Annotated in this window: 13 protein-coding genes; 1 reads left to right on the top strand and 12 read right to left on the bottom strand. The window is 71.9% G+C overall.

Annotated features, from left to right (window positions below):
* Positions 1 to 29: 29 nt before the first annotated feature.
* From serS to BLW85_RS29260, 12 genes are all read right to left on the bottom strand, one after another.
* Positions 30 to 1307 (bottom strand): serine--tRNA ligase, encoded by a 1278-nt coding sequence (gene serS / locus BLW85_RS29205; RefSeq protein ID WP_070025427.1) that lies wholly within the window; start codon positions 1305 to 1307, stop codon positions 30 to 32.
* Positions 1291 to 2772: an APC family permease gene (locus BLW85_RS29210; protein ID WP_074993822.1), complete on the bottom strand. Its 1482-nt coding sequence runs from the start codon at positions 2770 to 2772 to the stop codon at positions 1291 to 1293. The genes serS and BLW85_RS29210 overlap by 17 nt, the downstream gene beginning before the upstream one ends.
* Before the next feature lie 106 nt (positions 2773 to 2878).
* Positions 2879 to 4099 carry a beta-ketoacyl-[acyl-carrier-protein] synthase family protein gene (locus BLW85_RS29215; protein WP_074993824.1) on the bottom strand — a complete coding sequence of 407 codons (1221 nt, stop codon included), beginning with the start codon at positions 4097 to 4099 and terminating at the stop codon, positions 2879 to 2881.
* The gene (locus BLW85_RS29220; protein WP_031089523.1) at positions 4099 to 4329 is read right to left on the bottom strand and encodes a phosphopantetheine-binding protein; all 231 of its coding nucleotides are present in this window, start codon (positions 4327 to 4329) and stop codon (positions 4099 to 4101) included. Before BLW85_RS29220 ends, BLW85_RS29215 begins: the two co-directional genes overlap by 1 nt.
* Before the next feature lie 35 nt (positions 4330 to 4364).
* Positions 4365 to 5372: a beta-ketoacyl-ACP synthase III gene (locus tag BLW85_RS29225; protein WP_070025430.1), complete on the bottom strand. Its 1008-nt coding sequence runs from the start codon at positions 5370 to 5372 to the stop codon at positions 4365 to 4367.
* Positions 5369 to 6349 (bottom strand): ferritin family protein, encoded by a 981-nt coding sequence (locus BLW85_RS29230; protein WP_074993825.1) that lies wholly within the window; start codon positions 6347 to 6349, stop codon positions 5369 to 5371. Before BLW85_RS29230 ends, BLW85_RS29225 begins: the two co-directional genes overlap by 4 nt.
* Positions 6346 to 6894 (bottom strand): flavin reductase family protein, encoded by a 549-nt coding sequence (locus BLW85_RS29235; RefSeq protein ID WP_070025432.1) that lies wholly within the window; start codon positions 6892 to 6894, stop codon positions 6346 to 6348. Before BLW85_RS29235 ends, BLW85_RS29230 begins: the two co-directional genes overlap by 4 nt.
* The gene (locus BLW85_RS29240; protein WP_074993827.1) at positions 6891 to 7424 is read right to left on the bottom strand and encodes a hypothetical protein; all 534 of its coding nucleotides are present in this window, start codon (positions 7422 to 7424) and stop codon (positions 6891 to 6893) included. The genes BLW85_RS29235 and BLW85_RS29240 overlap by 4 nt, the downstream gene beginning before the upstream one ends.
* 21 nt (positions 7425 to 7445) lie before the next feature.
* Positions 7446 to 7928, bottom strand: coding sequence for a type II toxin-antitoxin system RatA family toxin (locus tag BLW85_RS29245; protein WP_070025434.1), 483 nt, complete (start codon positions 7926 to 7928; stop codon positions 7446 to 7448).
* Between the two features lie 2 nt (positions 7929 to 7930).
* On the bottom strand, positions 7931 to 9226 hold the full coding sequence (locus BLW85_RS29250; RefSeq protein ID WP_070025435.1) for an aspartate aminotransferase family protein: 1296 nt from the start codon (positions 9224 to 9226) through the stop codon (positions 7931 to 7933).
* Positions 9227 to 9271: 45 nt separating this feature from the next.
* Positions 9272 to 10414, bottom strand: a complete 1143-nt coding sequence (locus BLW85_RS29255; RefSeq protein WP_070025436.1) for an acyl-CoA dehydrogenase family protein — start codon at positions 10412 to 10414, stop codon at positions 9272 to 9274.
* A 26-nt stretch (positions 10415 to 10440) separates the two neighbouring features.
* The gene (locus BLW85_RS29260) at positions 10441 to 12072 is read right to left on the bottom strand and encodes an aldehyde dehydrogenase family protein (protein WP_070025437.1); all 1632 of its coding nucleotides are present in this window, start codon (positions 12070 to 12072) and stop codon (positions 10441 to 10443) included.
* A gap of 143 nt (positions 12073 to 12215) precedes the next feature.
* On the opposite strand from BLW85_RS29260, the gene BLW85_RS29265 reads away from it, so the two are divergent.
* On the top strand, positions 12216 to 12524 hold the full coding sequence (locus BLW85_RS29265; protein ID WP_244174924.1) for an acyl carrier protein: 309 nt from the start codon (positions 12216 to 12218) through the stop codon (positions 12522 to 12524).
* The last annotated feature ends 8 nt before the right edge of the window (positions 12525 to 12532 follow it).

Raw genomic sequence — 12532 nt, forward strand, 5'->3', positions numbered from 1 at the left:
GACCGGCTTCCGCCCCCTTCCCGCATGTCTCACTCGGTCGCGCCACCCGGCAGGATCCGCCGGAACCCGGTGTACGGCACCAGCGCCTGCGGCAGCAGCACCGAACCGTCGTCCTGCACGCCCTGCTCCAGCAGCGCGGCCACGGTCCGCCCGATCGGCAGCGCCGAACCGTTGAGCGTCGCGGCCGGCGTCTTGCGGCCGTCGGCCCGCTTGACCCGGATGTCCGCGCGGCGCGCCTGGAAGGTGCCGCAGTCGGAGACCGAGGAGATCTCCCGGAAGGCGTCGCCGCCCGGCAGCCACACCTCGATGTCGTACGTCATCCGCGCCGAGAAGCCCATGTCGCCCGCGGGCAACAGCACCGTACGGAAGGACAGTTCGAGCCTGCGCAGGCACTCCTCCGCATGCCCGACCATCAACTCCAGTTGCTCCTGGGCCTGTTCCGGGGCGCAGACGCGCACCAGCTCCACCTTCTCGAACTGGTGCAGCCGCAGCACGCCCCGGGTGTCGCGGCCGTACGCCCCCGCCTCCGCGCGGAAGCAGGGGGTGCGGGCGGTGAACGCGTACGGCAGGGCCCGCGCGTCCAGCAGCTCGCCGGCCACCAGATTGGTCAGGGGCACCTCGGCGGTCGGGATCAGGAACAGCTCCCGCTCGCCCACCTGGGTGCGGAACAGGTCCTCCTCGAACTTGGGCAGCTGGCCGGTGCCGGTCATGGTGTCCCGGCCGACCAGGAACGGCACCGACTGCTCGGTGTAGCCGTGCTCCCGGGTGTGCAGATCGAGGAAGAAGTCGGCGAGGGCGCGCTCCAGGCGGGCCCCGGCGCCGTGCGCCACGCTGAACCGGGCACCGGACAGCTTCGCCGCGGCGGGCGCGTCCAGGATGCCGAGGGCCTCGCCGATCTCCGCGTGGTGCCGGGCCCCGGCGGCCGGACGCGGCGCGGGGCCGCCCCGCCGCACCTCCACGGCCTCCTTCTCCGAGTCGCCGTCCGGGACGCCGTCCAGCGGCAGGTTGGGTATCCCGAGCAGCAGCTCGGTCAGCTCGCCCGCGGCCGTCCGGGCGACGGCCTCCGCCCGCTGCACCTCGGCCCGCAGCGCCCGGGCCGCCTCCTTCTCGGCCTCGCTGGGCGGGCCCGAACGGCGGGCCTTCGCCGTCCGGTTCAGCTCCGTGCGCAGCCGGGTCACCTCCGCGTTGGCGGCCGAACGGGCACCGACCGCGCCGGAGACGGCCGCCAGGTCGAGGTCGTAACGGCGGCGGGCCAGGCGCCGGACGGCGTCCTGGCCGGCGTCGATCAGCTCATTGGGATCGTGCATGGCGGTCTCCTGACGGGGCGGGGGAGGGGGCGGTGAGCGGTCCGGCGGCGGTGTGCCGGGTGCCGAGCAGCCGGTAGCGCAGCGGGTGCGCGGTGCGCAGCCGCAGCGCGTACACCAGGCCGCCGAGCGCCACCAGCGGCAGCAGCCAGGGCAGTGCGGCGATCACCTCGGAGGGGGAGCCGGTGAGCATGTCGAAGTTGCCGACCACCAGCCAGACGGAGGCGGCGAGCCCGGCGAAGCCCAGCAGCGGGGCGAGGGTCTCCCGCCACCAGTGCCCCCGGCCGGCGCGCAGCCGCAGCCCGAGCACCGACAGCGCGGCCAGCGCCTGCAACGAGACGATGCCCAGGGTGCCGAGACCCAGCATGCTGGTGGTCAGGTCGGCGTACGGGTCCAGGCCCGCGAGCGCGAACCCGGCCAGCACCAGCGCGGTCACCACGCTCTGCGCGACGCTCGCCCGGTGCGGGGAGCGGTGCCGGGTGTGCTCGGCGGCCAGCGGGTGCGGCAGCAGCCCGTCCGCCGCGAGCACCTGGGCGTAGCGGTTGGCGGCGCTGTGCAGCGCCAGCGTCGCCGCGAACAGGCTGGTGCACAGCAGGACCTGGAGCATGGTGCTGCCCGCGGTGCCCAGGAAGTCGTCGCCGAGCCCGAAGAACAGGTCGCCCATCTGCTTGCCCGCGACCTCCCGCACCCGGTCCTGGCCGATCGCGCCCACCGCCAGCCAGCTGGTCAGCGCGTAGAAACCGGCGATCAGCGCGGCGGCCGCGTACGTGGCCCGGGGCACGCTGCGCTTCGGGTCGCGGGCCTCCTTGCCGTACAGCGCCGCCGACTCGAACCCGATGAAGGACACGAACGCGAACATCAGCGAGACGCCGACGCCCGGGCCCATGGCCGTGTGCGGGGAGAACGAGGCGGCGGGCAGCGCGTGCACCCCGTGCCGGACGAGGATCGCCACGTCCAGCGCCGCCAGCACCCCGATCTCGCCCAGCATCAGCAGGGCCAGCACCCGGGCGCTGAGCGCGATCTCGCGGTAGCCGAGCACCGCGGTCAGCAGCAGCCCGACCGCCGCGCACCACTCCCACGGCACGGTCAGGCCGTGGGCGGCCAGCACCAGCCGGGTGAAGTAGCCGAGCGCGCCGGCCAGTCCGATGGTCGCGCAGTTGTAGGACAGCAGGGCCAGATACCCGGCCGCGACCGCGGGCGGCCGCCCGAGCCCGTCGGCCACGGACGCGTAGAAACCGCCGGACCCTCCGGTGCGGCGCGCGCTGACCGCGTACCCGGCCGAGAAGCACAGCAGCGTCACCCCGGCGAACAGGAACGCGGCCGGCACCCCGGCCCCGTCGCCGAAGGCGAACGCGAGCGGGACCGTGCCGACCATGGCGGACAACGGCGCCGCCGCGGCGACGATCAGAAAGAGGATGTGCGCGGTACCGAGCCGCCCCGGGACGGGCGGCGAGCCACTGGTGGACATGGGGACTCCAGGACATGGGGAGAAAAAGGGGACGTACGGACAACAGCCGCCCGCGGAGCAGCTCAGCGGACGGCTGTTGGTGCGCCCCTGGCGGGGGCGCGGCGCGTTACGCCGGTGCGATGGCCAACGCGGTGTTCTGGCCGCCGAAACCCAGCGAATTGCTCAGCGCAAGGTCGACCGGCATCTCGATGAGGGACTGGGCCAACTTGATCTCCATCCGGGGGTCCGGCATCACCAGGTTGGCCGTGGGCGGGATGACTTCGTGCTCCACGCTGAGCACGGCGAACGCGGCCTCCACCGCTCCCGCCGCGCCGAGCAGGTGCCCGGTGACCCCCTTCGTGGACGTCACCACCGGATCCCCGCGCAGGGTCCGCTGGATCATCCGGGCCTCGGACAGATCGTTGAGCGGGGTCGACGTGCCGTGCGCGTTCACGTGCTGCACGTCGTCCGGATCGGCCCCCGCGTCGGCGAGCGCCGCGCGGACCGCCGCCTCGATGCCGGCGCCGTCGGGATGCGGCGACGTCATGTGGTGGGCGTCGGCCGTCGCGCCGTACCCGATGATCCGCCCGTGGACGTGCGCACCACGGGCACGCGCGTCCGCGACACGCTCCATCACCAGGATTCCGGCGCCCTCGCCGGCCACGAACCCGTCCCGGTCGACATCGAACGGGCGGGACGCGCGGGCCGGTTCGTCGTGCCGCTTCGACAGCGCGCCCATCTGGGCGAACCCGGCCATGACCAGGGGGGTGATCATGGCCTCGCTGCCACCCGCGAGCACGATGTCGCAGCGGCCGAGGGCCAGCAGGTCCCGGGCGGTGCCGATGGCCGTCGCGCCGGACGCGCACGCGGTGGCCACCACCAGATTGGGTCCGGTCGCCCCGAACTCGATGGCCGTCTGACCGGCCAGCATGTTCGGCAGCTGCATCGGCAGCAGCAGCGGCGACACACGGTCGGCGCCCTGCTCGCGCAGCACATGGTGCTGTTCCTCGACCGTGCCCGGACCGCCGTCGGCGCAACCGAGGACCACGCCCACCCGCGCGCCGTCCCAGGTCTGCGGGTCCAGGCCCGCGTCGGCCACCGCCTCGTGCGCGGCGACCAGCGCGAACTGCACGAACCTGTCGAGGCGGTGGGCCCGCCGCGCGCTGAGCAGGGTCTCGGGGTCGAAGCCGGGCACCCGGCAGGAGATCTGTACGGGGTTGTCGGCCAGCACCGGATCGAGGGCCGCGGCCGGCCTGCCGTCGCAGACCGCCGCCCAGCTCGGCCCGACCCCGATCCCGCCGGGGGTGACCAGACCGAGCCCGGTGACGGCGATGTCCATCCCGGCCATCAGACCTTCGCGCTCCGCTCCTCCATGAGCCGGACCATGTCGGCCACGGTCTCGGCCTCCAGGAGGTCGTCGTCGCTGACGTCCAGGTCCAGCTCGGACTTCAGCAGCAGCGACAGCTCCACCACGGCCAGCGAATCCAGCTCGATGTCCTCCCGGGTGGCGTCGGGGGTGATGGCCTCGGGCGACACCTTGAGCTTGTTGGACAGGATTTCCTTGAGCTGCTCCAGCATGTCGGTTCCTTTCGAAGGGCTTTACTGACGGTCGGTCAGATGGTTTGCAGCTCGGGCCAGACGACGGTGGCCGCGCCCCAGGAGAGCCCGCCGCCGAAGGCGGTGAGCAGCACCCGGTGTCCGGCGGCGAGCCGGCCCTCGGCGGTGGCCTCGGCGAGCAGCAGCGGGATCGACGCGGCCCCGGTGTTGCCGACCCGCTCGATGTTGCTGAGGCGCCGCTCCGCCGGAATGCCCAGCCGGTCCGAGACGGCCTCCAGGATCCGGGCGTTGGCCTGGTGGGCCACGAACCGGTCGACGTCGTCCAGACGCCAGCCGGCCCGCTCGGCGGCCTCGGTGGACGTGCTGGTCATGTGCTCCACCGCGTGCCGGTAGGTGTCCCGGCCGAGCATCTGGAAGTAGTGGTCCTCCGGGGCGGCCGGGCGGCCCGACGAGCGCTGCCGAGAGCCGCCCGCCGGTACCTCGATCAGATGGCTCAGCTCGCCGTCGCTGCCGAGCACCAGCGGTCCGATCGCGCCGGGCTCGTCCGGCGAACCGGCCCGCAGCACCACCGCGCCCGCACCGTCGGCGAAGATCACCGCGGTGGTGCGGTCCTCCGGGTTGATGATCGTGGTGAAGGCGTCGGCGGCGATCAGCAGCACGCTGTCGGCGACCCGGGCCGCGATCAGCCCGGCGGCGGACGCGAGGCCGTACAGGAACCCGGAGCAGACGGCCGCCACGTCGAAGGCGGGCACCTGTCCGAGCCCCAGCCGCGCGGCCACCTGCGGAGCGGTCGCCGGGCACGGCTGGTCCGGGGTGGTGGTGGCCAGCACCACCGCGCCCACCTGCTCGTCGCCCGCCGACTTCAGCGCCCTCAGGCCCGCCTCCACCGCCAGGTCGCCGGTGGAGGTGCCGGGGGTGATCACGTACCGTCCGGCGATGCCGGTACGGCTGCGGATCCAGGCGTCGGAGGTGTCCAGGCGCTGCGACAGGTCGTCGTTGGTGACGAGGTTGGGCGGGACGTACGATCCGATCCCGGTGACGACGGCGGCCCGCCCGGTGCTCATGCGCCGGCCTCCGAGGAGAGGACCTCGACGGGCAGGCCCATGTACTCCATGCGGACCTCGGCCATCTCGTCGGTCCACCGCTCGGCCATGTCGTAGCGCTGCTCGGCGGTGGTGTCGAGGAGCCGGACACCGGGCCACACCTCGTAGTCGCCGATCAGGTCGGCGTGCGCGAACATGCCTTCCTGGAACAGCTCCTCGCGGTGGATGACGAACTCCCGGTCCGGGATCTCGTCCCACAGCTTCACGCCCGAGCGCAGGATCTCCAGCAGCCGCGGGGTGTACTCCGGGTGCCGGATCACGTGGTCGCGCAGGATGGTGCTGGCGACGGTGAGGTGGCGGATCTCGTCGATGGCGGTGCCCCGGGAGATCTCGCCGGTCGCCGGGGACAGCGGGGTCCACTTGCGCTCGCTGAGTTCGGCGGCGGGGGCGAGGACGCCCTCGATGATGATGGCGAACACGCCGACGCCGCCGGGGAAGTCGGCCTTGTCGCGGACGATGTCCAGGGTGAAGTCCACCACCGGGTCCAGGACCCGCTTGCGGTAGTCCCGGGCCATCTCCTCGATGTCCTTCAGCAGGGTGGTCTGCGGGATGCCCAGGTCCACCAGGTGCTGGCGGAAGACGCGGGCGTGCCGCGCCTCGTCGATCAGCTGGGTGGCGTAGAACTCCATCTCGGGGATGCCGGGTGCGATGGTCACGTAGTGGCCGAGCAGCCGGGTGGCCAGTTCCTCGGAGAGGGCCCGGAAGCCGAACTCCAGGATCAGCGCGTCGCGCAGCGGGCCGGGGGCCTTCAGGAAGTCGGGGGTGACGGCGTTCACGTGGTGGCCGGTGGCACCCCGGTCGCGCAGGGTGCCCTGGGCGACGGAGGTGAACCAGTACGCGAGGTCGCACTCCTCGGGACCGAGGGTGAGTTCCTTCGCGCCGTCCAGCAGACCGGGTGCCTTGTCCCAGTCCGCCTCGGGGGCAACGGGTGCGGTCATGATGCGGCGGTCTCCTTCGCCGGACGCAGGGAACCGGCGTACAGCCCGCCGGTGTAGCTGAACAGCGGCAGGCCCTCGTCCGCGGTGGCCCGGACGACATGGCCGAGCAGCAGCTCGCTGTCGCCCGCGGCGTGCGCGGAGTGGAACCGGCAGACGTAGTGGGCGAGCGCGCCCGCGATCAGCGGGGCCTGGGCGTACCGGTCGGTGGTCCAGGCGAGGCCGGCGAAGGCCGCGCTGCCGTCGGGCCGCGAGCTGTCCGCGAACCGCCGTGCCACGTCGGCCTGTTCACCGCCGAGCACATTGATCGCGAACCGGCCCTCGCGGGCGGCGAGCCGGGCGAAGGACGAGCCCGCCCGCAGCACCACCCCGACCAGCAGGGGCGAGCGCGACACCAGGGTGACGGTGCTCGCGGTGGTGCCGTGCATCCGTTCCTCGGGGCCCGTGGTCAGCACGGACACCGGGGAGGCCAGGTGGTACAGGGCCCGCCGGCGTTCGGCCGGGTCCTGACGCACCGCCCGGCGCACCGGGGTCGCGGCGGTGGTCATCGCACGGCCTCCGTCTCGCGTACGACGGGACGCGCGGGGACGTGGCCGACCGGCGCCGGGTCCATCTCGTGCCCGACCGGCTTGGGGTGGGGCAGGCCCAGGTCGTCCAGGAGGTTCAGGTAACCCACCTGGCGCACCGGCTCGAAGGGCAGCGCGAAGGACTTCATGAAGTTGCCGAACAGGCCGCGGTCGCCGAAGAGGTGGAACGGCAGCACCAGCAGCGCCCACTCCGGCTTGACCAGCCAGCACCACAGCGCGGCGACGACGCCCTGCGTGATGAGGCTGTGCATGACGTTGTACAGGACGTAGTACGCCTTGTGGATCGGCCGTCCGCCGCTCTTGCGGAAGGCGATGGCGCCGGGAATGTAGCCGATCAGGTCGATGTAGAGGAACAGTCCGAGCGCCGGCAGCCAGCGGATGTCGCCGAAGTGGTAGACGATCATGCCCGTGGTGACGGCGAGGCCCACCAGGTACTCGGCGCGGTGCAGCGAGTAGGTGCGTGGGGTCTCGAAGGGGTTCGCCTGGTCCATGGTCAGCTCCTTCGGCCGGTGTTACGCGCCGACCGTGGCCGGCGTGTTCAGTTCGATGCCGCCCTGGACGCGCACCGACGGGTACAGGCCGGTCAGCGCCCAGGCGACCGTCTCCTTGATGACCCGCTCGGCGATCGGGTCGAGGATGCCCTCCAGGCTCGGGATGCCGAAGTCGAAGTCGGCGTCGAAGCGGACGGTGACGTCCGCGCCGTCCTGCCGGACCGACCAGACACCGGTGAAGGAGTCGAAGTCGCCGTCGGACTGCTCGAAGCGGATCTCGCCCGCCTCGGGCAGCACGGTGTCGTCCTCGGTCCAGCGCAGCAGTCCGCTGCGGAAGTGCAGCTCCCAGCTGGAGGAGGCCTTGGGGTCGGGGTAGGAGGCGTGCACGGTGGTGGCGTTCACGTGCGGCGCCAGGTCCGGGTACTTCTCCCAGCGCCGTACGGCGTGCAGGACCTCCTCGGCCTGCTCCGCGGGTATGTGGGCTTCGAGTTCGACGTGCCGCACGATCAGTTACCGCCTTCCGGCATTGTGGCCGCGCCCTTGATCAGGTCACGGGTGGCCAGGTCGAAGGAGTTGACGAGGAAGTCGACGTCGGTGTCGCTCAGCACGGCGGGCGGGGTGAACCGCACCACCGAGCTGCCGTTCATGGAGTGGTTGGCGACCACGCCGTGGTTGAACAGCTCGATCAGCAGCTCGCCGGCGAGGCCCGCCTCGACCAGCTCCACGCCGATGAGCAGCCCCTGCCCGCGGACGTCCACCACCAGCTCGGGGATGTTGCGGTGGGCCACCTCGGCGATCCGCGGCAGCAGCCGGGCGCCGAGGTCCATGGCCCGGGTGACCAGGCGCTCCTCCTTGACGGCCCGCACCGCGCCCTGCACCGCGGCCATCAGCACCGGCTGCCCGGAGAAGGTGGCGGTGTGGACGTAGGGGTCCTTGTCGAAGGGGCGGAACGCCTTGCGGGTGGCGACGGCCGCGGACACCGGCATCACACCGCCGCCGAGCGCCTTGCCGGCCAGCAGCACGTCCGGCACGACGCCCTCGACGTCGGCGCCCCACCACTCGCCGAGCCGCCCGAACCCGGACTGCACCTCGTCCAGGATGAGGAAGCCCTCGTACTCGCGGACCAGTTCCTCGACCCGCTTGAGGTAGCCCTTGGGCGGAATGATGACCCCGCCCTCGCCCTGGACCGGCTCCAGGATCACGCAGACCTCGCCGGGGTGGGCCTTCAGCTCGGCCTCCAGCGCGTCGGCGTCGCCGAACGGCAGGTGCTGGAAGTCGGGCACGAGCGGGCGGAACGGCGCCTGGTAGACGTCCTTGGCGGTGGCCGACAGGGCGCCCAGCGTCTTGCCGTGGTAGCCGCCGCGCATCGAGATGGTGCGCTTGAAGCCGCCCGCGCGGGCCAGCTTCAGGCCGGTCTCCACCGCCTCGGCGCCGGACAGTGCGAAGTGCACCCGGTCGAGACCGGCCGGCAGCACGGAGACCAGCGCCTCGGCGGCGCGGGCCACGGTCGGCTCCAGCAGGATGCGGGTCGCGGTGGGGTGGGTGCGCAGCTGGCGCTCCACCTCCTCCATGACGATCGGGTGGCGCGCGCCCATGATGAACACGCCGTAGCCGCCCGCGTTCAGGAACCGCTCGCCGTCACTGGTGGTGAGCCAGGCGCCCTCGGACGCCACCTCCATGTGACTGCCGAACAGCTCGGCGAGGGTGGCCCGCCCCTTGCTGAGGTGGGCCCGGTACAGGTTGAGGATCTCCGCCTCGTCGTCGACGGCGTTCGCCGCCGGGGAGTCCTGGATGACGGTCACGTGTCTCTCCAAAGATCGGTGTTCAAGGCCGGGACCGGACGCTGCTCAGGCGAGGACCAGCGGACCCCCGTCGAAGTACGTCAGCAGCGGCTCGGACGCGGCGATCCGGGACGGCGGGTGGAAGGCCAGCGCACGCGTCGCCGCGGCGGCCTGCGCGGGTGCGGAGTTCGTGATGAACTCCAGCCCGCCCAGCAGCTCCAGCGCCCGGCCCACGATGTCCGGCAGCGCGTTCTGCACGGCGTACCGGGCGACCAGCACCCGCGCCACCGACTCCTCGTCGCCCGGCTCGGGACCGGTGCCGCGGGCCACGCCCTCCAGGAGGGCGAGGGCCGCCTCCATGTCCACGGCGAGCGCGGCCCGCTCCGCCGCCCCGCCGCGCTTGCGCTCCAGCACCTGCTCCACCAGCGCGGCCGCGGCGCCCGCGTACCCGGCGGAGATCAGCATCTCGAACCAGACGAACCCGGCGGACTGGAGGTCGTCCAGGCGGGTGGGGTCGTCCGCGCCGGCCCGCACCACCATCTCGGAGGGCACGAACACGTCCTCCAGGCGGACCTCCTCGCTCTCGGCGCCGGCCAGCAGGTCGTTGCCCCAGAACTCGTGCACGCTCAGGCCCGGCGCGTTCGCCGGGACCAGCGCCAGCGCCAGCTCGGGCTCGCCGCCGTCCTCGCCGTGGATCGCGGTGGACGCGGTCAGCAGGCTCATCGAGCGGGACAGGCTGCACGGCTTCTTGGAACCGGACAGCAGGAACCCGCCCTCGACCGGGCGCGCGGTGACGGCCGGCTTGAGGATGTTCTGCGCGGTACGGCCCTCGGACCAGCCGGAGGCCAGCACCTGCTGGTCGGGCACGATCTGGTGCAGCAGCTTGGTCTGCGCGGGCGTGAGCCGGCCCGACTTGACCGCGAGCGAGTACAGCATGGCGGCGGTGAAGTGGTGCATGGAGACGGCCGCGACCAGCGAGGGCGACAGGGCGCCGAGGGCCAGCTGCACGCGCAGCGCCTCCAGCGGGGCCGCGCCGTGGCCGCCGTAGGCCTCGGGTATCAGCAGACCCACCCCGCCGTGGATGCGGAACAGGTCGATCACCGGACTGCCGGCCTTCTCGCGCTCGTCGTAGGGGATTTGCTCCAGTTCCTTGAGCAGTCCGGGGTGGAACCGCTCGCACACGGTCCGGGCGACATCGAGGGAACGCACGGGGAAACCTCCGAGGCTGGGTGGGATCAGGCGCCGAAGACCGCGTCGTACGGGCTCACGTCGCGGGCGATGCTCACGCCCTGGACGTGGGAGGTCTTGAGCATCGGGTAGTTGGCCTCGCCGAACGCGCCGCCGGTGCGGCCGGTGCCGCCGTGGCTCGGCAGGTAGGGCAGGAAACCGATGTGCGAGTCGTTGACCTTCAGCAGACCGCCGTTGACCGTGCGGCGCACGAAGGTCTCGACCACGTGGTCGGAGCGCGACCACAGGGAGTTGCGCAGCCCGTAGTCGTTGCTGTTGACGAACTGGAGGAACGATTCGAGCAGGGCGTCGTCGTTGTCCCGTTCGGCGACCACGATCGGGATCAGCGGGAAGAAGGTCTCCTCGCGGACCACGTCGTACGTCCGCGCCCGGTCCAGGCCGTCCACCCGCACCACCGTCGGCTGGAGGAACACCCCGGTCTCCGAGACCGTGCCGTCCACCTCCGTGCGGTTGCCGCCGGTGACCAGCTCGGCACCGTTGTCCAGCGCCTGGCGCAGCAGCCGGAAGAAGCGCTCGCTGCGCCGCACCGGCGACAGCAGCACGTCCTCCTCCTCGGGCAGGCCCGGCTTGATGCCCTTGACCTGCTCCTTCACCTCGGCGATCAGCCGCTCGGCGACATCGGGGTGCACCAGCACGTAGTTGGGCACCATGCAGATCTGCCCGGAGCCGTAGAACGCCTCCGTGATGGCCTCGGCCGCCCACTTCACGTCGGCGTCCTTCCAGACAACGATGCCGTCGTTGCCGGCCAGTTCGAGGATCGGCTTCTTGCCGTGGGCCACGCAGCTCTGCTCGAAGCGCAGGCCCTCCTGGCTGCCGCCGATGTAGAAGATGTCGTTGATCAGCGGGTCCGCGATCCAGCGGTCCATGGTCTGCTTCGGGTTGGAGCAGACCGCGTTGAGGACGCCCGCCGGGGCGTCGATCTCCTCCAGCAGCGGGGCGACGATGTCCCGCAGCAGCCACATGGTGGACAGCGCGATGCTGCGCGGGGCGCGCACGACCACCGAGTTGCCGGCCATCAGCGCCAGCACGCACAGCGCGGCGCTCGGCAGCGGGGCGTTCTGCGGCGGGTTGAAGGCGACCACACCGTCCGGCTGGCGGTGCAGGATCAGCCGGCGGCCGTTGTACTCCTTCTCCACCCGCATCTGCTTGGCGTACCAGCGCAGGGAGCCCGGCGCGTAGATCTGGAGCAGGCAGCTCAGCTCCCAGCGGGCGAGCTTGACCGGGTGGGACTCGGCGACGAGCATCCGCAGGAACTCGTCCTCGTGCTTGATCAGTTCCTCGCGGAACCGGGTGCCGAGCCGCATCCGCCGCTCCATCGGCACCGCCGCCCAGTCGGGGGCGGCCGCGGCGGCGGCCTGGGTGGCCAGGTCGATGGCGGCGTCGTCCGCGATCGCACAACGTCCGACGACGTAGGGGTGCTGGGCCGCCTCGGACTCCGGGTCCTGTTCGAGGGAGCGCTTCAGGCTCACGCTGGTGAACACGTCTTCCAGCAGCGAACGCCCGCTGACGGTGTACACCCAGCCGTCCCCGGCGACGTCCTTGCCCGCGATGTAGAGGTCGTAACTCTTCAATCCGGAAGGTGCCTCAGCACTCTCCTCCTGCGCGGCTTCGCGAAGCATCTTCAGCCTTTCGGATATGGCGTGTGGATTTCTTGAAGCAATGCGAGCGTGACAGCGGAATCTGACCCGGCGCTGACACCCGACTGATCCAGCCAACCGGCCCCGCGGGCGCTGTCAGTGGGGCGTCAGCTGGCGCTGATTGCATGAGGCGCATGTCACCCGTCGACAGCATCAACCAGCGGTTGCGCGAGCTGCCGCGCAGTGAACTGAGCGAGGAAATCGAGACAATCGTCCTGGAGAAATTCAGGGTCGTTCTCCTCATGGACGAGTCCGAGGACCTCCCCCTCGACGTCAGCTACTTCGATCTCGGGCTCACCTCGCTGCGCCTGACCGAGATCCGCCAGAGCCTGGAACAGCTCCTGGATCTGTCGATCAACGTCAGCGTGCTCTTCAACGAGCCGACCATCGCCCATCTCGTGGACCACCTGACCCAGGCCATCCAGGAAGCTTGAGGAGTCGC

It is taken from the genome of Streptomyces misionensis, assembly GCF_900104815.1.
GTDB lineage: Bacteria > Actinomycetota > Actinomycetes > Streptomycetales > Streptomycetaceae > Streptomyces > Streptomyces misionensis.